General features: G+C 39.7%; 21 protein-coding genes and 6 tRNA genes. 26 read left to right on the top strand and 1 reads right to left on the bottom strand.

Annotated elements, in window-relative coordinates:
- Positions 1-50: 50 nt before the first annotated feature.
- The gene (gene apbC, locus F580_RS0117705) at positions 51-1,238 is read left to right on the top strand and encodes an iron-sulfur cluster carrier protein ApbC (protein WP_019029086.1); all 1,188 of its coding nucleotides are present in this window, start codon (positions 51-53) and stop codon (positions 1,236-1,238) included.
- Between the two features lie 31 nt (positions 1,239-1,269).
- Positions 1,270-1,860, top strand: coding sequence for a dCTP deaminase (gene dcd, locus F580_RS0117700; RefSeq protein WP_019029085.1), 591 nt, complete (start codon positions 1,270-1,272; stop codon positions 1,858-1,860).
- A gap of 51 nt (positions 1,861-1,911) precedes the next feature.
- On the opposite strand, the gene F580_RS0117695 is transcribed toward dcd, so the two are convergent.
- A complete protein-coding gene (locus F580_RS0117695; RefSeq protein WP_019029084.1) occupies positions 1,912-2,826 on the bottom strand; it encodes a gluconeogenesis factor YvcK family protein in 915 nt (304 codons plus the stop codon).
- A gap of 409 nt (positions 2,827-3,235) precedes the next feature.
- Here F580_RS0117695 and F580_RS0117690 point away from each other — a divergent pair.
- The 24 genes from F580_RS0117690 to pepN all read left to right on the top strand — a co-directional run bounded on the left by F580_RS0117690 (position 3,236) and on the right by pepN (position 25,362).
- Positions 3,236-3,311, top strand: a tRNA-Ala gene (locus F580_RS0117690).
- A 102-nt stretch (positions 3,312-3,413) separates the two neighbouring features.
- Positions 3,414-3,489: transfer RNA gene (locus F580_RS0117685), tRNA-Glu, on the top strand.
- A gap of 113 nt (positions 3,490-3,602) precedes the next feature.
- Positions 3,603-3,678, top strand: a tRNA-Glu gene (locus F580_RS0117680).
- 119 nt (positions 3,679-3,797) lie between these two features.
- Positions 3,798-3,873: transfer RNA gene (locus F580_RS0117675), tRNA-Glu, on the top strand.
- 124 nt (positions 3,874-3,997) lie between these two features.
- A tRNA-Glu gene (locus tag F580_RS0117670) sits at positions 3,998-4,073 on the top strand.
- Between the two features lie 208 nt (positions 4,074-4,281).
- Positions 4,282-4,357, top strand: a tRNA-Glu gene (locus F580_RS0117665).
- Positions 4,358-4,574: 217 nt separating this feature from the next.
- Complete coding sequence (locus F580_RS0117660) at positions 4,575-4,994, top strand: GFA family protein (protein WP_019029083.1); 420 nt, start codon at positions 4,575-4,577, stop codon at positions 4,992-4,994.
- Positions 4,995-5,298: 304 nt separating this feature from the next.
- Positions 5,299-6,219, top strand: coding sequence for a patatin-like phospholipase family protein (locus tag F580_RS0117655; RefSeq protein ID WP_019029082.1), 921 nt, complete (start codon positions 5,299-5,301; stop codon positions 6,217-6,219).
- A gap of 2 nt (positions 6,220-6,221) precedes the next feature.
- Positions 6,222-6,608 carry an SMU1112c/YaeR family gloxylase I-like metalloprotein gene (gene gloA2 / locus F580_RS0117650; protein ID WP_019029081.1) on the top strand — a complete coding sequence of 129 codons (387 nt, stop codon included), beginning with the start codon at positions 6,222-6,224 and terminating at the stop codon, positions 6,606-6,608.
- A gap of 53 nt (positions 6,609-6,661) precedes the next feature.
- Positions 6,662-7,201, top strand: coding sequence for a DUF924 family protein (locus tag F580_RS0117645; RefSeq protein ID WP_019029080.1), 540 nt, complete (start codon positions 6,662-6,664; stop codon positions 7,199-7,201).
- Between the two features lie 385 nt (positions 7,202-7,586).
- Positions 7,587-7,694, top strand: a complete 108-nt coding sequence (locus F580_RS27375) for a thioredoxin domain-containing protein (RefSeq protein ID WP_483772822.1) — start codon at positions 7,587-7,589, stop codon at positions 7,692-7,694.
- Positions 7,695-7,997: 303 nt separating this feature from the next.
- Positions 7,998-8,693, top strand: coding sequence for a GntR family transcriptional regulator (locus F580_RS0117640; RefSeq protein WP_019029079.1), 696 nt, complete (start codon positions 7,998-8,000; stop codon positions 8,691-8,693).
- A gap of 37 nt (positions 8,694-8,730) precedes the next feature.
- Complete coding sequence (gene prpB / locus F580_RS0117635) at positions 8,731-9,609, top strand: methylisocitrate lyase (RefSeq protein WP_026301515.1); 879 nt, start codon at positions 8,731-8,733, stop codon at positions 9,607-9,609.
- A gap of 158 nt (positions 9,610-9,767) precedes the next feature.
- A complete protein-coding gene (gene prpC, locus F580_RS0117630; RefSeq protein ID WP_019029077.1) occupies positions 9,768-10,892 on the top strand; it encodes a bifunctional 2-methylcitrate synthase/citrate synthase in 1,125 nt (374 codons plus the stop codon).
- 183 nt (positions 10,893-11,075) lie between these two features.
- Positions 11,076-13,718, top strand: coding sequence for a Fe/S-dependent 2-methylisocitrate dehydratase AcnD (gene acnD, locus F580_RS0117625; RefSeq protein WP_019029076.1), 2,643 nt, complete (start codon positions 11,076-11,078; stop codon positions 13,716-13,718).
- A gap of 284 nt (positions 13,719-14,002) precedes the next feature.
- Positions 14,003-15,184 carry a 2-methylaconitate cis-trans isomerase PrpF gene (gene prpF / locus F580_RS0117620; RefSeq protein WP_019029075.1) on the top strand — a complete coding sequence of 394 codons (1,182 nt, stop codon included), beginning with the start codon at positions 14,003-14,005 and terminating at the stop codon, positions 15,182-15,184.
- A 254-nt stretch (positions 15,185-15,438) separates the two neighbouring features.
- Entirely contained in the window at positions 15,439-16,116 is a 678-nt protein-coding gene (locus F580_RS0117615; RefSeq protein WP_245560640.1) for a YccT family protein, read from the top strand.
- Between the two features lie 58 nt (positions 16,117-16,174).
- Positions 16,175-16,954 (top strand): SIMPL domain-containing protein, encoded by a 780-nt coding sequence (locus F580_RS0117610; RefSeq protein WP_019029073.1) that lies wholly within the window; start codon positions 16,175-16,177, stop codon positions 16,952-16,954.
- 116 nt (positions 16,955-17,070) lie between these two features.
- Positions 17,071-17,553, top strand: a complete 483-nt coding sequence (locus F580_RS0117605; RefSeq protein ID WP_019029072.1) for a GAF domain-containing protein — start codon at positions 17,071-17,073, stop codon at positions 17,551-17,553.
- A gap of 91 nt (positions 17,554-17,644) precedes the next feature.
- Entirely contained in the window at positions 17,645-17,932 is a 288-nt protein-coding gene (locus F580_RS0117600; RefSeq protein WP_019029071.1) for a hypothetical protein, read from the top strand.
- A gap of 114 nt (positions 17,933-18,046) precedes the next feature.
- A complete protein-coding gene (gene proQ / locus F580_RS0117595) occupies positions 18,047-18,709 on the top strand; it encodes an RNA chaperone ProQ (protein ID WP_019029070.1) in 663 nt (220 codons plus the stop codon).
- Positions 18,710-18,797: 88 nt separating this feature from the next.
- Positions 18,798-20,849 carry a carboxy terminal-processing peptidase gene (gene prc / locus F580_RS0117590; RefSeq protein WP_019029069.1) on the top strand — a complete coding sequence of 684 codons (2,052 nt, stop codon included), beginning with the start codon at positions 18,798-18,800 and terminating at the stop codon, positions 20,847-20,849.
- A gap of 387 nt (positions 20,850-21,236) precedes the next feature.
- Complete coding sequence (gene nhaC, locus F580_RS0117585; RefSeq protein ID WP_019029068.1) at positions 21,237-22,718, top strand: Na+/H+ antiporter NhaC; 1,482 nt, start codon at positions 21,237-21,239, stop codon at positions 22,716-22,718.
- Between the two features lie 25 nt (positions 22,719-22,743).
- A complete protein-coding gene (gene pepN, locus F580_RS0117580; RefSeq protein ID WP_019029067.1) occupies positions 22,744-25,362 on the top strand; it encodes an aminopeptidase N in 2,619 nt (872 codons plus the stop codon).
- The last annotated feature ends 91 nt before the right edge of the window (positions 25,363-25,453 follow it).

The following is a 25,453-nucleotide window of genomic DNA, read 5'->3' as shown; positions in this document are numbered from 1 at the left end:
TTGAATGCAACTAATTTCGCTATTTCTCTTATTAAGGTTTTCAAGACACTATGTTCGGTAAATTTTTTTCGAAGCAAACCCCAAAAACTGGCATTAAATCGGGCGATGAACCACTCAGCGCGCTTGAGGTAGAACAACTCATTAAAGAGTCCTTAACGCATTATATTTCTGATAATTTTCCCCAAGGCGTTTTATCTGTTTGCCAACAGTTTACCCTTTCTCAACATAAAACCATCATCATTAAGTTAGTGATGCCTTTTGTTTGTCAAGGTGAGCTAGACCTAGTGGCGCAAACGTTAAGTGAGAGTTTGGCCTGTGAAGTGAGTATTAACGTTGAGTTAGCAATAAAACCCGTGCGTCAATTCTCTCTTGGTAAAGCGCAAGAGGGCAATGGACAAAGGGCTTTATCTCAAGGTATACCTCCTCAAGGAAAGATCGCTAATATTATCGCCATCGCATCAGGTAAGGGCGGGGTAGGTAAATCAACCACAACTGTTAACCTTGCTTATGCCTTAATGAGCGAGGGCGCAAAAGTCGGTATTTTAGACGCTGATATCTATGGTCCGTCAATACCAACAATGCTGGGCCTTAAAAATGAAAAACCGAGCTCAAGTGATGGCAAGCTGATGACGCCACTTAAGGTCAATGGCTTAAGCGCTATGTCGATTGGTTTTTTAGTCGACCAAGCCGATGCCACTGTTTGGCGAGGCCCAATGGCGAGCACTGCTTTTAATCAACTGTTAAATGAAACCGATTGGCCAGAACTCGATTATTTGTTAATTGATATGCCACCGGGTACCGGAGATATTCAACTGACGTTGGCGCAAAAAGTGCCGGTGGCAGCTGCTGTGATAGTGACTACACCACAAGATATCGCTTTAATTGATGCCGTTAAAGGCATTGCTATGTTCGATAAGGTAAAAGTACCGGTATTAGGAATTATTGAAAATATGAGTTACCACATCTGTGAAAACTGCGGTCATCAAAGTCACATATTTGGTGAAGCAGGTGGTGAAGACATGGCTCAAGAGTATGAAACTAAATTATTAGGGCAATTACCTTTAGATATTACCATTCGACAGGACGCTGATTTGGGCGAATCAGCCGTTTTTGAAAATAGCGCTGGTGAAATAGCCAGTCATTACCGTAAAATAGCGCGTAATATGTCGGCGCAGTTATTTTTACAGTGTGATAATGCCAGTCCATTAACAGCAACAGTAACAACAAAATCAATATAAATTTTGAGCAATAAGGTAAATAAAAGCCATTATGAGATTAAGTGATAAAGATATAGAGCAATGCCTTGATGAGGGAAAGATAATTATCGAGCCAAAACCAGAGACTTCGATGATCTCTGGTGTCAGTGTCGATATTCGTTTAGGCAATGAGTTTAGAGTTTTTCAAGATCATACCGCACCTTATATCGATTTAAGCGCGCCCAAAGCTGAAGTGCAAAAAGCGATGAACGCTATCATGAGTGATGAAATTTATATTGCCGATGGTGATGCTTTCTTTTTACACCCGGGTGAATTGGCGTTGGCAGTGACTTATGAGTCAGTAACACTACCTGATAATATTGTTGGTTGGCTTGATGGTCGTTCGTCATTAGCACGTTTAGGGCTAATGGTGCACGCAACAGCGCATCGCATCGATCCCGGTTGGTCTGGTCAAATCGTACTAGAGTTTTTTAACAGTGGTAAATTACCGCTAGCGTTACGGCCAAAAATGAAGATAGCGGCATTAAACTTTGAGACTATGTCATCAAGTGCTGACCGTCCCTATAACAAACGTTCAGATGCAAAATATAAAGACCAAAAAGGTGCTGTAGCAAGTCGTATCAGTGAAGATGATACCGTTTAGAGCGCTTATAAACGTATAAACAGTCAATATTAAGATATTAAATAGCGAGTATTAACTCGCTATTTCTATTTTAGCAGTACTAGAAAATTGCTTTATGCATGTTTCTAAGGCGTGAATGAGTTTTTCATTGTCATGATGATGCGGCACTTTATTGTGGGCTAGATCTTGGCAAATTACATTTACTCGGTCTGAATGTATATGCTCATCTTGACAAATAACACTGTCAATTGGTAAACAACCAATATTATCTTCAATCCAATTTAGCTTTTCATCTAGGGTTAATTTAGCGGCAGGGCTTTGCTCGGCGACTATATTATCAATAAAAACACAATGGCCTTTACGTCTATCAAGTGCTTTGGTGATATCTCTCACTAAAAGCGGCGGCACCACACTCGTTAAGAAGCTACCCGGACCCAAAATAATCAGATCAGCCTTATTAATGGCGTCAATACAAGGCTTCACAGACTTAACTAACGGCGCTAACATCAAATCGGTAGGCATTATCGGCATGTCATCAACAGATACCTCACCGAGACGACAGCGGCCTTCAGGATAGAAAGCCATTAAATCTGTTGGTGTTTCTGACATAGGTAATACTTGCGTTCGTACCCGTAAAAGGCGTCGTACGAGCTTGATAGTGTCCATTGGGCTTGATTGTACTTTTCCTAAGCCGTATAGAATTAAATTACCTAGGTTATGGCCACCGAGTTCATCTTCGCCTTCAAAACGAAAATTAAATAACTGACTACCAATGGAGTTATCATCAACTAGCTCTGTTAAACAGTTGCGTAAGTCACCCCATGCAATAGTACTACTTCTTTTTCTTAATCGGCCGGTTGAACCGCCGTTGTCTGTGGTGGTGACAATGCCAGTGAGCTGATGTCCCATAAAAGAGAGGGTGGAGAGTACACGGCCTAAACCGTGTCCGCCGCCAATGGCGACTATGTTAAGTTTTTTGAGCTGCATACGGTTTACTGCTTTATCTATTGTATGACTAAGTTATGTAAACCATACCGTTAAAAAGACAAAAGATAAAGTAACTAAGGGTACACAAGTTAATATCATTATATCAAGGGCGAAATAGGGCAGAGGAGTCGGCTATCACTTTAATAATAATTAGTATTTGTATAGCTGGTTAATAATTACACCATTATTACAGAGAGTTAGTTGAAATGAGGCAATAATTAAGCAGCTTGCTCATTATGCGATCAGTTAAAGCATTTCTTTCGAAATAAATGCTTTTTTTTACAAATAAGTGTTGACAGTTTAGGGGCTGCTGCTCATAATGCGCCTCGCTTTCAGCAAGTGTTAGGTCCACTGGTTGAGAGCATATTTAATAGCTATTAGGCCAGTTATTAAATAAACCGAAAATTTCGGGGCTATAGCTCAGCTGGGAGAGCGCTTCGCTGGCAGCGAAGAGGTCTGCGGTTCGATCCCGCATAGCTCCACCATATTAGGTTTTTTGTTAAAGTTAACGCTTGCGTTTTCCGTAACGAAAAATAGATAGTTTAATTGGTTTGTTAATATTATTTATAATATAAACACTAATTTGTGTCCCTATCGTCTAGAGGCCTAGGACACCGCCCTTTCACGGCGGTAACAGGGGTTCGAATCCCCTTAGGGATGCCACTATTTTCTTTACCTTTTATTTATTATATAAATCAAGGGTAAAGGCGGTAAAGTTTGCTTAAACTTATAAAACATTAAGCACTGTTCTAATTTAGCGATTAGCTAAATATTGTGTCCCTATCGTCTAGAGGCCTAGGACACCGCCCTTTCACGGCGGTAACAGGGGTTCGAATCCCCTTAGGGATGCCACTTTATTCTTACCTTTTAAGGCATGATAAAAGAGAGCATTACTCTGAAAAGAGAACTAAGTTGCTTGAACTTATAAAAAATTAAGCTCTGTTCTAATTTAGCGATTAGCTAAATATTGTGTCCCTATCGTCTAGAGGCCTAGGACACCGCCCTTTCACGGCGGTAACAGGGGTTCGAATCCCCTTAGGGATGCCACTTTTATTTAGTTCTGTTAAAGAAATAAACGAAAGAGAGCATTACTCTGAAAAGAGAACTAAGTTTACTTGAACTTATAAAAAATTAAGTACTGTTCTGACTTTAGCTATTAGCTAAGTCTTGTGTCCCTATCGTCTAGAGGCCTAGGACACCGCCCTTTCACGGCGGTAACAGGGGTTCGAATCCCCTTAGGGATGCCACTTCTATCTATACCTGATAAAGGTTTGATGAGAGAGAGCATGCAGTTATCTTATTACTGTAAATAAAATAAGAATTTAGAGTTTTAGTTTTTCCATTTTACTTCTATTATTGAAGTCTTGGTCTAATTAAATCAGCGGAGCAATCTGCTAGATAGTTTGAAATGATTTATGATATTTACTAGTAATAGTATTCGTTAAATCAATCAGTGTCCCTATCGTCTAGAGGCCTAGGACACCGCCCTTTCACGGCGGTAACAGGGGTTCGAATCCCCTTAGGGATGCCACTTTCTTTTAATTTATTAAAAGATCAGTGACTATATGAGAAAACCCACGCAATATGTAAATATTGCGTGGGTTTTTTTTTGCCTAATATTTAATGTTAACCGTTCGTGGTGATTTTCTCGATTACTTTCTTGTTGGCATATTTTATATTTCACTTTATAGTATTAATCTAACTTAAAATTTATTGATATCCCATTGAAATACAATAAGGAAGTTAATGTGACTGAAATTAAATATCCTATCAAAGGCGCTTGCCAGTGTGGCAAAGTAACTTATCAGTTATTGGCGCCACCACTGATGATCGCTGCTTGTCATTGCCGCCAATGTCAAAAACTTTCAACCAGTGCCTTTAGTATTACCGCCGTAGTTAACACTACAGATATTGAATTTACCGGTGAAATGCATGAGTGGCGCCGTTTGGCAGATAATGGCAATACTAACGGGGCAAAATTCTGTCCGGGTTGTGGCAATCGTATCTATCATTTTAACCCTGATGATCCTGATAAAATAAAATTAAAACCGAGTACGTTAGCTGATACACAAGTAATACAGCCAAGCATGCATATTTGGACCAGTGAAAAACAAGCATGGTTTAACTTACCAACTGATTTACCCTGTTATGAAAAGCAGCCTTTTTAATTACTTAACCTGAACTCTGGATAATGAGTGCTTGATGTTTAGGTAAAAAAATAGCTTAGGCTGTTAATAACAAAATTTACAAGATTAAGCCGCTATATAGTCTATCAATGTTTCAATTTATTCGATTATCAAGGCAAAACGTTTATGAATAACGGGTTACTTATCGACGTTTTAACGCGGATAATCGGATAAAGGGGAATAGTGAGCAAGTGCTGCTTATCCAGAATTCAGGTTACTTAACAGTGCAATGTTTAAATATGACTTGGTGTTTGAAGGTTAACGTTAAAATTAGCAGGGGTAAGCAATGTCAGAGCATAAAAAAAAGTCTATTTCGCTGGTGTTAGGTAGTGGTGGTGCAAGAGGTTTAGCCCATATCGGCGTTATTCATTGGCTAGAAGAGCAAGGGTTTGAAATAGCTTCTATTTCTGGTTGTTCTATGGGGGCTTTAATTGGCGGTATATATGCGGCGGGTAAACTTGATGTCTTTGAGCAATGGGTTAGGGACATCAGCAAAGTCGATATTTTAACCTTACTTGATTTATCTTGGCAAAAAAATGGTCTAGTTAAAGGTGATAAAATAATTGCCACGCTCATCGAGTTAGTGGGTGATATCGATATTGAAGAGCTCTCCATTAAATATACCGCCGTAGCGGCTGATATTGCCAATGAAAAAGAAGTTTGGCTTAGCTCTGGCAGTTTGTTCGATGCAATTAGGGCTTCTATTTCCTTACCATTATTTTTTACTCCTTTTCATTACCGTGGTGTAGATCTTATTGATGGTGGTGTACTTAATCCTGTGCCAATAGCGCCTACCTTTAGCGATAATACTGATTTCACAATCGCGGTAAACTTAGGTGGTAGTGTCAAAACGTTAAACATTGCTGAGGTAGACGCAAGTACCTTTGAAAGTCAGCCAGCAAGTAAATTGAATAGTTTCCTAGCACGATTTAAGCCTCAGGTCGAACAGCTTAATGTGAATGATTGGGGCGCCTATGATATTGCCAATCAAGCGTTTGATGCCATGCAAAGTACTATTGCTCGGCAAAAACTAGCGGCATACCCTGCGGATTACTTTGTCGAAATAGCGCGTAATGCCTGTGGTACCTTAGAGTTTCATCGGGCAGATGAAATGATCAAACTAGGTTATGATACCGCCAATAAAAGCTTGTCGGCTTTAGTCGGTAATAATATTGCTATATCAAGCAAGCGCATTAAGGAACCATAAACATGTTAAAGGGCATACATCATGTAGCCATCATCTGTTGTGACTATCAAAAATCTAAACACTTTTATACCAAAATCTTAGGTTTAAAAGTGTTAGCTGAAAATTATCGCGCAGATCGCGATTCTTATAAACTTGATTTAGCACTCGCTGATGGCACACAAATAGAGTTATTTTCTTTTCCTGCTCCTGCCACTAGACCTAGTTATCCAGAGGCTCAAGGGCTTAGGCATTTAGCCTTTATTGTCGACAGTATTGAGCAAGTTTGTCAGCATTTAACCAATGCGGGTATTGATGTTGAACCGATAAGAGTGGATGAATATACCGGTAAAAGGTTTACCTTTTTTAGTGATCCCGATGGTTTGCCGTTAGAGTTATATCAGCCAAACTAAGGCTGATATCGGTCAACTATCTGTTGAAAACAACTATAAATAAGGATATTAAAATGAATTATCAAGATGTGCTCAATTTTTGGTTTAAAGAAATAGAGCCGGCGCGTTGGTGGCTGAAAGACATAAGCTTTGATCAAGAGATAACGACGAAGTTTTTAGAAGTACATAAAGCGGCTAGACAATGCGAGTTAGTATCTTGGCGGAAAACAGCGCATGGACGGCTTGCTGAAATCATCATTCTCGATCAATTCTCGCGTAATATGTATCGAGATCATGGGCAAGCATTTGCCCATGATGGTCTAGCCCTAACGCTTGCGCAAGAAGCCATTGCTCTAGGGGCAGATAAAGCACTGGATCCAGTAGAAAAGAGCTTTTTATATATGCCTTTTATGCACAGTGAATCATTAGTCATTCACGAGAAAGCGGCAACACTTTTTCAGGCTAATGGCATCGCCAATAATATTGACTCTGAATTAAAACATAAAGAAATTATTGAGCGATTTGGTCGCTATCCGCACCGTAATATATTGTTAAACCGACAGTCAACGCCAGAAGAGCTTGAATTTTTAAGCCAACCCAACTCCTCATTTTAATTGCTTGCGCTAACTTAGCACTTTGATTTTTTAGTTTGAGCATTTATTAGTACTAATACCAAGTTGATTAAGTTCTTTCCCACTCAGCGAGAGTTAAAGGGTTTAGAGGCAAGGCATTGATTGAAGAGAATGGTTATTCAGGAGAATAAGCTCCTGCATTCTCTAAGAAGCTACATCCATGTAGCGTCCTTGTCAAAATCAATAACGCCGCATATGAACCCTTTCCTTTTATTAGATATTCGCCCTATGGGAGCTTACTCAATGACCACTAACATCGTTAAATTTATGTGGTTTAGAATGACTAGACCTAAACAAATTCGCCTTGTTATTAAACATTGAGTACAGTTCTGAGCCGGGAAGAAATTTAATCAAATTGGTATAACTTGTGTCGAAATTATACTATTACCCGTTGAATGCCAGTATTGCACTCCAAATGCTACTGACAGCGCTGCAAGTTCATTACCAATTGGTGCAAGTTAATAAAGAAAACTAACATTAAATACCAAGAATCAAATAAGGTCTATTAGGACGAGACAACTCCTTAAATAAAGCCCAATAAATTCCCCGTCTTTACTTAATAATATTGCGTTAAACTCCAACCCTTAAGCTTGACCCCGATCAGTAAAGTTTACACTTACATCTATATATTTTAAAAAATTGTCGACAATTACACTTAAGTCTACTTGAGTATTCTAAGTATTAGGATATTATTGATTGATATTAGTTTATTTGTCGACAATGCAGCGTGGTTCGACAAACACCCTTAAAGTTCACATTTAGGTTTATACGACACACTATGCTTTTACAAAACCCCACAAAACAAGCGGCAGTTACCACGGCTGATAAGGTCTTTGAACAGCTTCAACATGCCATTGTCGAAGGTGATATGGCCGCGGGTAGCAAAATAAGTGAGCCTGAGCTTGCTAAGCACTACCAAATAAGTCGCTCTACCTTACGTGAAGCGTTGAACCGTCTGGAAAAATGTCACTTGATAGAGCGTAAGGCCAACATTGGCTCACGCGTGGTTGATTGCACCATAGAAGGTTTGCTTGAGTTATATATCACTCGAGAAGCACTTGAAGGTATGGCATGTCGACAAGCGGCCCTAAACATGACCGATGAAGAGATAGCGCATATGCAAGATATGCTTGCTCAACATGCCGGCGATAAAGCACTGCAAGATGGTGTGGCTTACTACCAAGAAGAAGGGGATGTTGATTTTCACTACAAAGTTATTCTCGGCAGCCATAATCAACAATTGATCAATCTTATTTGTGGTCAGTTGTATCACTTAGTGCGTATGTATCGTTGTCAATTTGGTATGCATAGCCCAAGAGCTACTCGCGCTTTTACCGAACACTCAAATATTATTCAAGCCATCAGTGATAGAGACGGTGAACTAGCCGAGCTATTAATGCGCCGTCATATTGCTGCTTCACGTAAAAACATTGAAAACAAAATTGCCCTGCAAAAAGCAGAGCAAGAATCATAGGAGATCTAAGATGTCAGCAAACTTATCAACAAAAAATATTTCACCGGGTAAAAAATTTCGTCTTGCCTTAGAAAATAATAAACCCTTGCAAGTAGTCGGTACCATAAATGCGTATTGCGCGATGATGGCTGAGCAACTTGGCCACCAGGCTATTTATTTATCCGGTGGTGGCGTTGCTAATGCGTCTTACGGTTTACCCGATCTAGGTATGACGTCGTTGAATGATGTTATCGCCGATGTACAAAGAATTACCAGTGCTTCAAGCTTGCCTTTACTTGTCGATATTGATACCGGTTGGGGCGGCGCATTTAATATTGCTAAAACCATTCGTGATATGGAAAAAGCTGGCGCTGCGGCCGTACACCTTGAAGATCAGGTTGCGCAAAAACGTTGTGGACATCGCCCAAATAAAGAAATCGTCTCAACCCAAGAAATGGTTGATCGCATTAAAGCCGCTGTAGATGCCCGTATAGATAGTGACTTTTTTATTATGGCGCGTACAGACTCTTTTGCACAAGAAGGCCTCGAAGCGGCCATTGAACGTGCTAAAGCTTATGTTGAAGCAGGTGCTGATGGTATTTTTGCTGAAGCCATTAAAACTCAAGAACATTATCGTGCTTTTACTGAAGCTCTTGATGTACCTGTACTGGCTAATATCACTGAGTTTGGTCAAACAGAGCTATGGAATAAAGCGCAATTAGCTGAGTGGGGTTGTGCCATGGTGCTTTACCCATTATCCGCTTTTCGTGCAATGAATAAAGCCGCTGAATCGGTTTATAAAACCTTGCTAGCAGATGGCGATCAAAAGGCTGAAATTAACAACATGCAAACACGCATGGAATTATATGACTACCTTGGTTATCACGATTATGAACAAAAGCTTGATTCCCTTTTTGCCGAAGGTAAAAATAAATAGCTAAAGAGTGCTGAAGGCAAGAATAAGTAACTGAATAAGAAATCAAATAATAAATATAAGTATCGAAATTGAATTAAGGCAATGACTTAGCGCATTAATTTAAATAACAATTCAAAAATAATTCGAACATTAAATTTTAAGAATATAAGGAAAAAATCATGAGTGATAAAAAAATGAGTGGCGCAGGGTTACGTGGTCAAAGTGCTGGCGAAACAGCATTATGTACAGTTGGAAAATCTGGCTCAGGCTTAACCTATTGTGGTTATGATATTGCTGATTTAGCCGAAAATTCAACCTTTGAGGAAGTTGCTTATTTATTATTCAATGGTGAATTACCAAATCAAGCACAATTAACGGCTTATCAAGCAGAGCTTAAATCGTTACGTGATTTACCCGAGGCATTAAAAGCGGTATTAAAACTTATCCCTAAAGATGTCCATCCAATGGATGTTATGCGCACGGGTTGTTCTTTTTTAGGTAACTTAGAGCCAGAAAATGATTTTAGCCAGCAAAATAACGCAGCAAATCGTTTATTAGCCGCTTTTCCAGCGATCATGTGTTACTGGTATAAATACAGTCATGATGGCGTAGAAATTGATTGTCAATCATCTGAGAGTTCACTTGCCGGACACTTCCTGCGTTTATTAAACGGTGAAAGTCCTTCTGAGCAACACCAACGCGTAATGGATGTATCACTGATTTTATATGCTGAGCATGAATTTAACGCCTCAACATTTACGGCACGTGTGTGTGCTTCTACCTTATCAGATATGTTTTCTTGTATCACTGGCGCTATTGGTACTTTACGTGGACCACTGCATGGTGGTGCTAATGAAGCGGCAATGGATATGATTCTGAGCTTTACTTCACCAAGTGATGCTAAAGAACAAATGGCCGGAATGTTAGCGCGTAAAGAGAAAATCATGGGCTTTGGTCATGCGATTTATCGCACCAGCGATCCACGAAATGTCATTATTAAGGCTTGGTCTGAAAAGCTAGCTAAACAGAATGGTGATACTTCACTTTATGATATTTCTGTCGCGTGTGAAGAATACATGTGGGATACAAAAAAGTTATTCTGTAATGCAGATTTCTTCCATGCCTCTACCTATAATTATATGGGTATTCCGACAAAACTATTTACCCCTATTTTTGTCTGTTCACGCTTAACTGGTTGGGCCGCGCATGTTATGGAACAGCGTAGCAATAACCGTATAATCAGACCAAGTGCTGATTACATCGGCAGTGAACCACGTTCGGTTGTAGCTATCGAAAAGAGGTAGGAGAGACTTGAACTTTGCCACGACTTCATCGTCAGAAAATAGTCACATATACTTATATGCTCTTATTTTCTTTCTTGAATTCATGGCAAATTCCGTCGTCTGATTTTACTTTTAACGACTTATACAATGTTAGTTATAGAACCATCAACTATTGTTTATTAGAAATGTTTCCTGGATTTACTTATGAATTACCAATACCGCAAACCGTTGCCTGGCTATAAAAATAACGGTGTGACCATAGATTTTTATGATACCCGTGAAGCTATCGAAGCCATTAAACCAGGCTCATACGCTAAATTACCTTACACATCACGCGTACTTGCTGAGCAATTAGTGCGTAAATGTGATCCTGCGACACTGACCGATTCGTTAAAGCAAATTATCGAAGTTAAGCAAGACCTTGATTTTCCTTGGTATCCGGCAAGAGTTGTTTGTCATGATATTTTAGGACAAACCGCCTTAGTTGATTTGGCGGGTCTTCGTGACGCTATTGCTGATCAAGGTGGTGACCCCGCTAAAGTAAACCCAGTGGTACCGACACAATTAATTGTCGATCATTCTTTAGCCGTAGAGGCTTCTGGCGCTGATCCTGAAGCCTTTGCTAAAAACCGTGCCATTGAAGAGCGTCGTAATGAACAGCGTTTCCACTTCATTGAATGGACAAAAACAGCTTTTAAAAATGTGGATGTTATCCCTGCCGGTAACGGTATCATGCATCAAATCAACTTAGAGAAAATGTCGCCGGTTATTCAAGCACGTGACGGTATTGCTTTCCCTGATACTTGTGTTGGCACCGACTCTCATACGCCACATATTGACTGCCTCGGGGTGCTTGCTATTGGTGTTGGTGGCCTAGAAGCTGAAACGGTTATGCTTGGTCAACCTTCTATGATGCGTTTACCCGACATTATTGGTGTTAAGTTAACTGGCAAGCGTCAACCCGGTATTACGGCTACCGATATGGTTTTAGCCATCACAGAATTTTTACGTAATGAAAAAGTTGTCTCTGCTTACTTAGAGTTCTTCGGTGAAGGTACTAAAAACTTAACTATCGGTGATAGAGCAACTATCTCAAACATGACGCCAGAGTACGGTGCATCAGCAGGTATGTTCTATATTGATGAACAAACTATTGATTACTTGAAAATTACTGGTCGTGAACCAGAGCAAGTAAAACTTGTGGAAACTTACGCCAAACATACCGGCCTTTGGGCTGATGACCTAAAAGAAGTGCATTACCCTCGTGTTATCGAATTTGATTTATCGACAGTATGTCGTAACTTAGCCGGACCTTCTAATCCGCATCGTCGTTTAGCAACCGCTGATTTAGTGTCGAAAGACATTGCGAAAAATTTAGATGTTTGTAAAGCACAAGAAGCTAATGGGCAAATGCCTGATGGCGCGGTAATTATTGCTGCTATTACCTCATGTACCAATACCTCAAATCCACGTAACGTTGTTGCGGCGGGTCTGGTGGCTAAACGTGCTAATGAGTTAGGTTTAGTCAGTAAACCTTGGGTAAAAACGTCATTTGCGCCGGGATCTAAAGTAGCCAAACTGTATTTAGAAGAAGCAGGCCTACTCTCTGAAATGGAAAAGTTAGGTTTTGGTATCGTCGGTTACGCCTGTACTACCTGTAACGGTATGAGCGGTGCGTTAGAGCCGAAAATTCAGCAAGAAATTATCGATCGTGATTTATATTCTACCGCGGTATTATCAGGTAACCGTAATTTTGATGGGCGAATTCATCCGCATGCAAAACAAGCTTTCTTAGCATCACCACCATTAGTTGTTGCTTATGCTATTGCCGGTACTATGCGTTTTGATATTGAAAGAGATATTCTAGGTCAAGATCAAAACGGTAACGATATTACCTTGAAAGATATTTGGCCATTGGATGAAGAAATTGATGCCATTGTCGCTTCATGTGTCAAGCCTGAGCAATTCAAAAAAGTTTACACGCCAATGTTTGATTTAGGTGCCTTTGAACCAGCGGAAAGCCCATTATATGACTGGGATGAAACCAGTACTTATATCCGCCGTCCACCTTATTGGAATACAGAGGGGCAGGGTGCATTAGCCGGTGAACGCACCATGAAAGGTATGGTGCCATTAGCGGTTCTTGGCGATAACATCACCACAGATCATTTATCCCCGTCAAATGCCATTCAACTAGACAGCGCCGCAGGTGCCTACCTAGCTAAAATGGGTTTACCTGAAGCTGACTTTAACTCATATGCCACCCATAGGGGCGATCACTTAACGGCACAACGTGCTACCTTTGCTAACCCGAAACTGTTCAATGAAATGTGCCGTGATGAAAACGGTGAAGTCAAACAAGGCTCTCTTACTCGTATTGAGCCTGAAGGTACAGAATCACGCATGTGGGAAGCGATTGAAATCTACATGGAACGCAAGCAGCCATTAATCATTATTGCCGGCGCTGACTACGGTCAAGGTTCTTCACGTGACTGGGCCGCAAAAGGTGTGCGTTTAGCCGGTGTTGAAGTGATAATTTCTGAAGGATTTGAGCGTATTCACCGCACTAACTTAGTCGGCATGGGCGTTTTACCTTTAGAATTTACTAACGGTGAAACGCGACATACTTATAACATTGATGGCAGCGAAACTTTTGATGTTGAAGGGACTAACGTAGAAGCAATGGCACCAGGCGGGGCAATGACAGTCATTATGACACGTCGAAATGGTGAAATAATTAAGATTCCGCTGAAGTGTCGCTTAGATACCGCGGAAGAAGTTTCAGTATATGCCGCCGGTGGGGTATTACAAAAATTTGCCAATGATTTCTTAGAATCTAACGCCTAAGCGGATAATTATGCTCTGTGCGTTGTTGAAAGTGCTCATTGACGTTCGTCAACTCCGCGCTTTCGCCTAGCACAAAACTTAATTTAACTCGCTTATACGTCAAACTCAGTGTGATTTATGTAAAACAGTAATTTAGATAACTAATTTGCTGTTTTTTAATAGTTGAAAGATCGCAAAGCAAAAGGTTATTTAGCAAGGCGAATGTAAGGAACATAGACTTCTATGTGACATCATTCAACGCAGATAAATCTCCTTTTGAGAAGCGAAGATAAAAAAGGAAAAATATGCAATACCTTCCTCAGATAAAAATCCCAGCAACCTATATGCGTGGTGGTACATCAAAAGGTGTATTTTTTAATTTAACCGACTTGCCTAAAGATTGTCAGGTAGCGGGTAGTGCACGTGATGCCTTGTTATTGCGCGTTATTGGTAGCCCAGATCCCTACGGTAAACAAACTGATGGTATGGGCGGAGCAACGTCAAGTACCAGTAAAACAGTCATTTTAGCTAAAAGTGATGTTGCTGATCATGATGTTGATTATTTATTTGGCCAAGTGTCTATTGATAAGCCCTTTGTCGATTGGTCGGGTAATTGCGGTAACTTAACTGCGGCTGTCGGCTCTTTTGCGATAAATTCAGGTTTGGTTGCTGCAAGCCGTATCCCTGATAATGGTGTCTGTACTGTGCGTATTTGGCAGAAAAACATCCAAAAAACCATTATTGCCCATGTACCTATCACTAATGGACAAGTGCAAGAAACCGGTGACTTTGAGCTCGATGGCGTGACATTTCCGGCGGCAGAAGTGCCCGTTGAATTCATTGCTCCAGTTGACCCATCAGAAGCTATGTTTCCTACCGGTAACTTAGTTGATGAACTTGAAGTGCCGGGCATTGGTACTTTCCAAGCAACCATGATTACTGCGGGTATTCCGACAATATTTTTAAATGCGGATGATCTTGGTTATACCGGCATAGAGCTGCAAGAAGCGATTAACGGTGATGAAAAAGCCTTGGCACGTTTTGAAATTATTCGTGCCTATGGAGCGGTGAGAATGGGCTTGATTAGTGATATTTCTGAAGCCAAAACACGCCAACATACCCCAAAAATAGCTTTTGTTGCTAAGGCGCAAGATTATGTAACCTCTAGTGGTAAGTCAGTATCATCAACAGATATAGATTTACATGTGCGAGCATTATCAATGGGTAAACTACATCATGCCATGATGGGTACTGCGGCGGTAGCGATTGGCACTGCTGCTGCTATTCCTGGAACTTTAGTTGCACTTGCTGCAGGTAATGCGGGTGGGGAAACCTCAGGTTCTGTTACTTTTGGTCATCCATCAGGAATCTTGAAAGTAGGCGCTGAAGCAATACTCGAAAATGATAAATGGACCGTGAAAAAAGTCATTATGAGCCGAAGTGCTCGGGTATTAATGGAAGGTTGGGTGAGGGTGCCATCAGACTAGAATACACATAAAAGCGCAGTTTTTACTGCGCTTTTTTGTGTTTTAAGTTTTATTCTTGTCGATAATGCTAGCACTTAAATTCAGCCCCTGGTTAGTAGAGTGCACCATTAAAAGCCATCCATGTTTGCTCGTTACATTTTAACTTCAATCGATAAAACACTAAATCCATCGCTTTATCACATCTTTTTACTTTTATTTTTCAGCTAGGCAGTTTATAAAGAGTGATTACCTTTATTAGTTCATGGGATTCAAGCTTGTCTAACATTATCATCCGTTCAGTACTTTTAAACCATATACTCGTTAGTCTTCTTTATACCAGCATTTTACTAAGTAGTGTCATCAGTATGACCTCAAGTGCAGCTAGCCTTACTATCAGCGACAATTTGGTGTTACGTGACATAGATGACAAAGCCATAGAACACGGTTTTTTTTCACAAAAGAAAATAATTGAGCTCAGCGCAGGTGCGCATACCTTAGTACTTAAATATAAAGATGTCTTTGAAGACTTAGACATGGCCGAAGAAAGGTTGGTGACCTCTGATTATTTTGTTATTAAATTTACCGTAGAAAATCAGCAGAAATTACTGTTATCAACCAATAAAATAAGTAACCTCTCGGATGCTGAGCGCTTTGCACAGTCACCGGAACTCACTTTATTCGATGAGAAAAAGCACTCAATTGTTTTAGTATTACAAAAGCTTGATGACTATGAGCTAGCAAAACAAGTGAACAACGTATTGACTCGTTTAACTGAAACTGAAATAACGCCTATAAACGTCAGCACGGATAATAACAAGCATGAAAACGAGCAAGATTTTAATGATAAAGTTATCGAGAAAGTTGATGTTGTGCCCATGCTTAAATACTGGTGGAAAAAAGCCAGTGATGCTGAAAAAGAACAATTTTTTGATTTTGCCAAATTAAGAAAGTAACGCTGGTTGACTCCCGCCAATTACGACTTATCTAATTCACTGTTATAAAGGGGCAAATATGCGTTTATTATCTGTTTATTTATTTTTTATCTATTTGTTATTCATACCCATTCAGGCGGATGCTTTTTCAGATCTAGGAATAGAGGTTTCAGGACAAGGTAGTGTTGAGGTTGTTGCTGATCAATTTTCTTTAACGCTAACGATTACAGAACGTGGTCGAGTCCCTAGCAAGTTACAAGCCTTGGTCGATAAGAAAAGTAATGCCGTGGTCAATTCAGCAAAAAGTATGGCAATAAATGACTCTAATATAACTTCTGCGCGGGTTAATTTACGTATAGTGACTGAAAAACCATCAATTAAAGTGCAGGGAGTTGAATATCATAAAGCTAAACAGGGCTCTATATATGTTGATGGTCAAAGCATTTATCAAGCAACAAATGATCATGCTAAACAACGTCCACTCTTTGAATTAAGTCGTCAAATAACGGTTCATTTTAACAAGGTCTCTGATTACGATCGTTTTTTAACTGACATTATTAAAATTAATGTTAGTCACATCTCGCCTTTATCTATGAGCGTGAAGGAGCGAGATGAGTATTATCAACAAGCGTTATTATTAGCGATTAGTCATGCCAAAGAAAAAGCACAGCATATGGCAAAGCAGGCGGGGGCAACAATCGATAAATTAAAATTTTTAAAAGAAGTGTCAAGTAACCATTACCGACCTATGTATAGTGAAGCGAGGGTGAGTGGTGCTAGCCAAAGAACGCATGTATCATTGATAGGTAGCCAAACAATTACTGCACGTGTTTTAGTGGTATTTAGCCTCAAAGAATGAAAAAAAACTCAATAATAGGTAATAGTTGGCTATTGATGTCATAAAAGCTTTAATTATTGCGTGTTTTTAGGTATGTTAGCGCTTTTTATTATAGCTTTCGCTACTGGTGATTTTAAATGAGTAAACAAGCTGAGCTTTATAATGAATTATTAGGGCAAACTAAGGCGCTAATAAATGATGAATCTGATATTATTGCTAACATGGCAAATGTTAGTGCGTTACTTTTTGAACGCTTAGCTGATATTAATTGGCTTGGTTTTTATCGTTTAGTTGGTGACAAGCTGGTTCTTGGCCCTTTTCAAGGCAAGGTTGCTTGTATTCGTATTCCACTCGGGCAAGGCGTTTGTGGCGTATGTGCGACCACGGGTGAAATACAGCGTATTGATAATGTACATGCGTTTGATGGACATATTGCCTGTGATGCAACAACCAATGCTGAGCTAGTCATTCCGGTAAAGGTAGCCGGAAAAGTTATTGCCGTTTTAGATATTGACAGCACGACATTAGGCCGTTTTGATTTACAAGATCAACAAGGTATTAGCTCGATTGTTAAAGTATTTGAGCAAAACATAGTGGCTCATAATGATCTTAAAGCGTAAGTCTTTTTACATTTAAAGAAATATCAAAATGAGCATGAAAAGTAATAGTAAAAGTCATACCGAAAGTTAAAAACAGAAAAGTGAAGTTTTAATGAAAGAATTTGTAGTCATTCATGATTATCTAGTTAGCCAAGAAGTTGTCGGGGACTGGGATGGTCAAGGAGAAGAAGTTGCTGAGCGTATGAATGAGTTTTATCATACAATGTACGACTTAGCGGACGAAGATATAGAAACGGAAGTTTTAGAGCAGTTATTGGACCTTATTTGGGATACCTGGATAGGCCAAGAAGTGATAGCTGATATAGAATCAGACGATATATATGATTGGTGTAAAAATGTGCTTGAGAATCCTGAGCAACATCTCCAATCTGAAGAATAAAGAAAGCTAACCATTGGCGCTATTTTCTTGCTAGAGTGCTCTTACATAGAGTGATTCTTGTTTAAAAATAAAGTCAGCTTAAATTAATTAAATTGTAAAAAAAAAAGTGTAGTTATGGAAACTGAAATTAAACGTACAAGTACTAAAGATATTATCGCGTATTTAGCTGAAAAATTCCCTGAGTGTTTTTCAATTAAAGGCCCCGTCAAACCGCTTAAAATTGGTATTTTCCAAGACCTAGCAGAAAAGCTTAATGAAGATGAAACGGTAAGTAAAACACGTTTGCGTCAAGCTTTGAGACATTACACAAGTAGCTGGCGTTATTTAAAAACCATTAAAATTGGCACTTCTCGTGTTGATGTAGATGGTAAAGACGTTGCTGAGATTGATGCAGATCAGGCAGCCTACGCAAGTAAAACGCTTAAAGAAAGCCAAGAAAAGTTTGGTAACAAAAAAGCAACAGACAGCGATAGTAAAAAGCCTTATAAAGGTAAGCACAGTTCAACAGATGCGGGTACTCATAAACCAGCAGATAAAAAACGTGATTCAGCTAAGTTCAAGACGGTTAAGTCCGCCAGTAAAACGGTTGTTAAAAAAGAAGTCGCGCCACTTAAACCTGTTGAATCAGCTACACTCAAAGTAGGTAACACAGTGAGAGTACAACTAGGTAACTCGCCAATGAATGCAACGATCACTGAGATATCAGGTAAAGATATCAGTGTGCAGCTTAATTCAGGCATGGTTATTAAGACTCAGCTTAAAAATATTTACTTGTAACCGCATAAATAGTCGACATCCTGTAAAGTTTGTCGGCCAGACTTAGCACTGTTTTAAGTCAAATAGAAATTGAATAGGAAGTTAATGCATGCAAAAATTTTGTCGTATCGCGCTCGCCGTCTCTTTATCATTAGGTTTGTCCGTAAGCGCCATCGCGTTTGAGAAACAACACACACCTGAAGAACTCCCTGTACTCATGCCTGAAAGTCAGCATGCAACAGCTAGCAAGCGCATTACGGCACGATTTACCCGTGCACATTATAAAAAAGTCGTTATAGATGACGCCTTATCTAGTGAAGTTTTTGACCGCTATATCAAACAACTCGACTATGCACGTAATGTTTTTTTAGCAACTGATATTGATAGCTTTGAAAAGTATCGTTTAGAATTTGACTCGGTACTTACCAGAGGCAAGTTAGAGTCAGCCTTTACTATTTATAATGTTAATATGCAAAGGCGCCTAGAGCGTTATGAATATGCGATTAACTTACTCGGTGTTAAAGGAAGTAAAAACCCTTTCGATTTCACCAAGCATGATAGTTATAATTTCGATCGCGAAGACGCTCCTTGGCCGACTAGCGAAGCAGAATTAGATGAATTATGGCGCTTAAAAGTTAAATCAGACGTCTTGAATCTGACATTAACTAAGAAAAAATGGCCAAAAATTCAAGAAGTACTCACCAAACGTTATAATTATGCGATCAAACGATTAAAGCAAAGTGAAAGCGAGGATGCTTTTCAGCTTGTGATGAACAGTTTTGCTCGTGTTGTTGAACCACATACTTCTTATCTATCACCTCGCAATGCGGAACGTTTCCAAGTTGATATGAACCTACAACTTGAAGGTATTGGTGCAGAACTTCGCTCCATTGAGGATTATACAGTTATACACCGCATCGTTACCGGCGGACCAGCAGATAAATCAAAGCAGCTTAAAGCAAAAGATAAAATTGTTGGTGTTGCTCAAGGTGAAAAAGATTTTGAAGATGTTATTGGCTGGCGTTTAGATGATGTGGTCGAGCTAATAAAAGGCTCGAAGGGCACAACCGTACGTTTACAAATATTATCGGGTGACAGTGATGATGACGCTAATATCAAAGTAGTAACAATGGTACGCGATATTATTAAACTTGAAGACCGAGCGGCAAAGTCTGAAGTTTTCCTGGAAAATCCTGATGATGCAGACAGTAAAAAACTGGGCATAATTACCATCCCAAGCTTTTACAACCATTTATCTAAAGATGTTAAAAAAGAAATTGCCAAGTTAAAAGCGCAAGAAGTACAAGGCATTATTGTTGACTTGCGTGGTAATGGTGGCGGTTCGTTAAGTGAAGCGACCTTACTGACGGGGTTATTTATTGATAAAGGACCGGTTGTACAAATTAGAGATCAGGCAAACCGTATTCAAGTGAATAGTGATAGAGACGGGATTAGCTTTTATGACGGACCACTAACGGTAATGGTTGATCGTTACAGTGCCTCTGCTTCTGAAATTTTTTCTGCGGCCATTCAAGATTATGGCCGTGGTGTAATTATTGGCGAGCATACCTTCGGTAAAGGTACTGTCCAACAGCATCGTGGTTTGGGTCGTGTTTATGATTTATACGAAAAACCGTTAGGCAGCATTCAATATACCATTGCAAAATTCTACCGTATTAATGGCGGTAGTACTCAGCATCGAGGTGTTTTACCTGATATTGCCTTTCCTACGGCCATAGATCCAGACGAGTGGGGTGAGAGTAAAGAAGAAAACGCTTTACCTTGGGATCAAATTGAGAAAGCTAAATATACACCGTTGAATGAATTAAATACCGATATTGAGTACTTAACGTCATTATATCAGCAACGTATTAAAGATAATCCAGAATTTAATTATTTGCTCGAAGATATAAATATTTACCAAGCGGAAAAAGATGATAAGACAATTTCATTAAACCTTGCTACCCGTAAAACCGAACGTGAAGCGCGTAAAAGTAAACGTTTAGTGCGCGTAAACGAACAACTTGCGCTACTGGGTAAAGAAAAAGTGTCTGATTTAGATGATTTATCGGATGAACTTGATGATCTAGACCCGTTTTTAGATGAAGCAGCGCGAATCACCTTTGACTTTATCTCCTTAGGTAAAATAGCCAAAAAATAATTATCAATACATAATCAAAGCCGCCCTCGAGGCGGCTTTGTTTTTTATAGCTACTAGGCCAGTTGATCTATTAGCCTATATTATACCAATCGGACTAATTTATTGATCACTTAGCGAGAGTTAAAAGGTTTAGAGGCAAGGCATTGATTGAAGAGAATGGTTATTCCCTTGTCAAAATTAATAACGCGGCACATAAACCTTTTAAACTCGCCCTTTGGGAGTTCAGTAGCAAACTGATAACATCACAAAATGCAAGAAATATAGAATAACTATGTTTAACGCATTTTGTTTGTTCTAAGCTCGCTACTGAAGCTCTAAGTTGGTCAATTAATTAATCCGTTTGGTATTAATACCCTAAATAACTATAATAAGAGAAGGTTTTATTTAATGTCAGAGTTAAATCAAATTAAACAGCCAAGCATGTTAGATGCTTTTATACCCGTCATCACTCTAATTGGTCTACTCGGCTGTGGGGTTGCTTACTTTGGTGATAATTCTTCGTATGGGCCAAATCAAATTGCTTTACTCATTGCCATGGGAGTTGCCGTTGTCATCGGCATAAAAAATGGCCATGCCTGGCACGACATTGAGCAAGCGATTGTTAAAGGAATTTCATTATCTCTTGGCGCGGTATTAATTTTATTTGCTGTTGGCTCACTTATCGGTACTTGGTTATTATCTGGAACTGTGCCTACCATGATTTATTATGGCTTAATGATACTTGACCCTGCTTGGTTCTACGCGGCAGCATGTGTTATGTGTGCAGTGGTTGCAATGAGCATAGGTAGTTCATGGACAACGGCGGCAACCATTGGTGTGGCATTAATTGGTATAGCACAAGGCTTAGGTTTATCTCCGGCGATTACTGCTGGGGCCGTTATCTCAGGGGCCTATTTTGGTGATAAAGTATCGCCATTATCAGAAACCACCAACTTAGCGCCAGCCATTGCAGGTAGTGAGTTATTTGCCCATATTCGTTATATGTTTTGGACGACTATGCCGTCTATCACTACCGCATTAATCCTTTTTCTCATTTTAGGCTTCTCTGAAACGAGTAGTAGTAACAACGAAACAATTGATTTATTAAGTCGACAGCTTAGCGAGCAATTCAACCTATCTTTATTTAACCTCGTGCCACTCTTTGTCTTACTTGCCTTAGCTATTAAAAAAGTGCCTGCATTCCCTGCCGTTGCAATTGGTGCCTTGATAGGTGGGTTATGGGCGGTACTCTTTCAACAAGAGCTCATTTTACGCTTAGCCGGTGGTGAAACTAACCAAATAACGGCAAATATCATCGTTGTTTGGACAGCATTTTTTGATGGCGTTAGTATTGAAACGGGTAACAGTGAATTGAACGATTTACTTAGCGGTGGCGGCATGTCTAGCATGTTAAATACAGTTTGGTTAATTATGTGTGCGCTAAGTTTTGGCGCTGTGTTAGAGCACCTAGGTATGCTTAAAAGGTTTGTTGATGCCATCTTAGCAACAGCAAAATCTACCGGCAGCCTTATTGCCACCACGGTAGTGACTTGTATCGGTACCAACCTGTTAACGGCTGATCAATATATGGCTATTGTTATGCCAGGGCGTATGTATAAAGAAGAATACAAGCGTAGAGGTTTAGACCCACTTGTATTGAGTCGTACACTAGAAGATTCTGGCACTATTACCTCACCGTTAATTCCGTGGAATACCTGTGCAGTTTATATGTCAAGTGTGCTGTTAGTTAATCCTTTAGATTATATTTACTATTGCTTCTTTAACTGGATTAACCCTATATTAGCGGTTGTTTACGGCTTTATTGGTTTTAATATCAAAATGTTATCTAAAAAAGTTACCAAAAGCGTTAATCAAAAAGCAACGGCTTAATTTATATTTTCAACAAAGGCTCATTATGTCATCTACTTTATCAGACACAGCTCCTCGATTTTTAGCGGACTACCGCCCAGCTGACTTTACTATTAAGACGGTAAATTTAAGCATTAGTTTAGACGATATTTGCAGCCAAGTTGTCAGTGTTTTAACACTGGTAAGACAAGGCGATGGGTCAAGTGCTTTGCAGTTAAATGGCGAGCAGCTAACATTAGTTTCCTTAGTGATAGATAATCAAGCTTTAAGTAAAGCGCAATATGAACTCAGTGATACCTTACTAACAATACCGCCAAGCAGTCTACCAAACCGCGCTAATTTTGTTGTCACCATTACTACTGAGATTAACCCACAAGAGAATACCGCGTTAGAAGGGCTGTTTAAATCAGGCGAAGCTTTTTGTACTCAGTGTGAAGCCGAAGGTTTTCGCAGAATTAGCTATTATCTCGATAGACCCGATGTAATGGCGACATTCACCACTAAAGTTATCGCCGATAAAACTTTATATCCCTATTTACTCTCCAATGGCAATAAAGTTGCGAGCGGCGAATTAGCGGATAACAAACACTTTGTCACTTGGCATGACCCGTTTCCTAAACCCTGTTATTTATTTGCTTTAGTGGCGGGTGATTTCGATATACTCACCGATAATTTCACCACTTCATCAGGGCGCGATGTTGCCCTCGAGATTTTTGTAGATAAAGGCAATTTAGCGAAAGCTAAACATGCCATGGTGTCTTTACAGAAATCGATGACTTGGGATGAAGAGACTTTTGGTCTTGAGTACGACTTAGATATCTACATGATTGTCGCGGTCGATTTTTTCAATATGGGCGCAATGGAAAATAAAGGCTTAAATGTTTTTAATTCCAAATATGTTTTAGCGGATAGTCAATGCGCAACCGACAGTGATTATTTTAATATTGAAGCGGTAATCGCTCACGAATATTTTCATAACTGGACGGGTAATCGAGTTACGTGTCGCGACTGGTTTCAGCTGAGTTTAAAAGAAGGCTTGACCGTTTTTCGTGATCAACAATTCAGTGCGCAAATGCATTCTAGTGCGGTGACCCGAATTCAAAATGTACGCGTTTTGCGGTCTCAACAGTTTGCTGAAGATGCTGGCCCTATGGCGCATCCAATACGTCCTGAAAAAGTATTAGAAATGAATAATTTCTACACGTTAACCGTTTATGAGAAGGGCGCCGAAGTCATTCGAATGTTACATACCTTGATTGGGGTCGATAAATTTAGACAAGGCATGGATTTATACTTCGCACGTTTTGATGGCATGGCAGTGACTTGTGATGACTTTATTAATGCGATGAGTGATGCCAGTGGTAAAGACTTAAACCAATTTAAATTATGGTATAGCCAATCGGGTACACCTGTTATTAAAGCGCAAGAGTACTTTGACGCGAAAACACAGAGCTATACCTTGACCTTATCGCAACATTCGCCAGTTACAACGAATCAGCCAGCGCCGCAAGCGTTACATATCCCGATTAAAATTGAACTCATCAGCGAAGCAGGTGAAAGTAGCGCTTACAGTGAGTTACTTGAATTAACCCAAGCTGAGCAAAGTTGGACCTTTACCGGTTTAACCGCTAAACCCACTATCGCCATGCTTTGCGATTTTAGTGCGCCGGTTAAACTTATTTTTGACCAAGATGATGCCAGCTTATTAACGGTGATGAAAAAAGCTGAAAATAGTTTTTGTCGTTGGGATGCAGGGCAAAAATTGTTGATGGGTTACATACAACAGTTAACGTTTAATGCTGATTATGACATCCCAAATGATCTCGTCATGGCAATTAACACTATGTTAAGTCGTGATGACGACCGGGCTTTTATTGCCGAGCAGTTAATATTACCTAGCTTTGATGAAGCGGCAAGTTTGATGGTTGATGTTAACCCTATTGCGCTTACTCGTGCGATAACTCGTTTAATGCAAACAATCGCTAAGGGGGCAGAGCAGCAGTTGTTTTCTTGTTATCAAGCGTGCAATCAAGCTAGCGAAGCTAACCATTGTGTGGCAAACCGAGCGCTAAAAAATGTTTGTTTAACTTATTTAAGCCATTTGCCCGAATATCATTATTTAGTCACTGAGCAATACCAACAAGCAAGCAACAATGCGGATGTTTCTCAAGAGAATATGACCGATAGCCTAGCGGCATTAAGTTGCTCAGCTAAACATAATTTAGCGGGTCTCTCTGAGCAGCTACAACATTTTGAGCACAAATGGCAACAAACAAGCTTAGTGATGGACAAATGGTTTGCTTTAAGTGCTAGTGTCAGCAGTGACGATATTTTTACGCAATTAAAGCGTTTATTGTTGCACCCACAGTTTAGCTTGAAAAACCCTAACCGAGCACGTTCCCTCATTGGCGCTTTCGCTATGAATAACCCAAAATACTTTCATTGCCCAACAGGGCAGGGTTATCAATTCTTAGCCGGGCAAATTGCAAAGTTAAATAGTATTAATCCGCAAGTCGCTTCCAGGTTAATTACGCCATTAATTCAATATAAAAGTTTTGCTCCAACGCAGCAAAAGTTAATGAAAGCCGAGCTTATTAAATTACGTGCAATAGCCCAGCTTTCAAATGACTTGAAAGAAAAGTTGGATGCAGCCTTACGTGACTAACACACATGGCTCGGTTTTTTTTCGCTAATATCACACTTGCTGTTTGTTTAATATCTTTTAGTAAACAAGCTAGCAAGCGTTACCTTCATAT

Origin of the sequence: Colwellia piezophila ATCC BAA-637, assembly GCF_000378625.1 — a bacterium.
GTDB classification, from domain to species: domain Bacteria; phylum Pseudomonadota; class Gammaproteobacteria; order Enterobacterales; family Alteromonadaceae; genus Colwellia; species Colwellia piezophila.
The sequence above is the reverse complement of the archived record's forward strand: the minus strand, read 5'-3'. Positions and strand labels throughout refer to the sequence as shown.

Bases quoted from the DNA above. Each gene is read 5' to 3' on its own strand.
- F580_RS0117610 (WP_019029073.1), top strand. From the start codon at position 16,175: ATGCGTTTATTATCTGTTTATTTATTTTTTATCTATTTGTTATTCATA.
- prpF (WP_019029075.1), top strand. From the start codon at position 14,003: ATGCAATACCTTCCTCAGATAAAAATCCCAGCAACCTATATGCGTGGT.
- prpC (WP_019029077.1), top strand. From the start codon at position 9,768: ATGAGTGATAAAAAAATGAGTGGCGCAGGGTTACGTGGTCAAAGTGCT.
- F580_RS0117600 (WP_019029071.1), top strand. From the start codon at position 17,645: ATGAAAGAATTTGTAGTCATTCATGATTATCTAGTTAGCCAAGAAGTT.
- F580_RS0117645 (WP_019029080.1), top strand. From the start codon at position 6,662: ATGAATTATCAAGATGTGCTCAATTTTTGGTTTAAAGAAATAGAGCCG.
- F580_RS0117655 (WP_019029082.1), top strand. From the start codon at position 5,299: ATGTCAGAGCATAAAAAAAAGTCTATTTCGCTGGTGTTAGGTAGTGGT.
- prc (WP_019029069.1), top strand. From the start codon at position 18,798: ATGCAAAAATTTTGTCGTATCGCGCTCGCCGTCTCTTTATCATTAGGT.
- proQ (WP_019029070.1), top strand. From the start codon at position 18,047: ATGGAAACTGAAATTAAACGTACAAGTACTAAAGATATTATCGCGTAT.
- F580_RS0117605 (WP_019029072.1), top strand. From the start codon at position 17,071: ATGAGTAAACAAGCTGAGCTTTATAATGAATTATTAGGGCAAACTAAG.
- nhaC (WP_019029068.1), top strand. From the start codon at position 21,237: ATGTCAGAGTTAAATCAAATTAAACAGCCAAGCATGTTAGATGCTTTT.
- F580_RS0117640 (WP_019029079.1), top strand. From the start codon at position 7,998: ATGCTTTTACAAAACCCCACAAAACAAGCGGCAGTTACCACGGCTGAT.
- F580_RS0117695 (WP_019029084.1), bottom strand. From the start codon at position 2,826: ATGCAGCTCAAAAAACTTAACATAGTCGCCATTGGCGGCGGACACGGT.
- gloA2 (WP_019029081.1), top strand. From the start codon at position 6,222: ATGTTAAAGGGCATACATCATGTAGCCATCATCTGTTGTGACTATCAA.
- apbC (WP_019029086.1), top strand. From the start codon at position 51: ATGTTCGGTAAATTTTTTTCGAAGCAAACCCCAAAAACTGGCATTAAA.
- dcd (WP_019029085.1), top strand. From the start codon at position 1,270: ATGAGATTAAGTGATAAAGATATAGAGCAATGCCTTGATGAGGGAAAG.
- pepN (WP_019029067.1), top strand. From the start codon at position 22,744: ATGTCATCTACTTTATCAGACACAGCTCCTCGATTTTTAGCGGACTAC.
- acnD (WP_019029076.1), top strand. From the start codon at position 11,076: ATGAATTACCAATACCGCAAACCGTTGCCTGGCTATAAAAATAACGGT.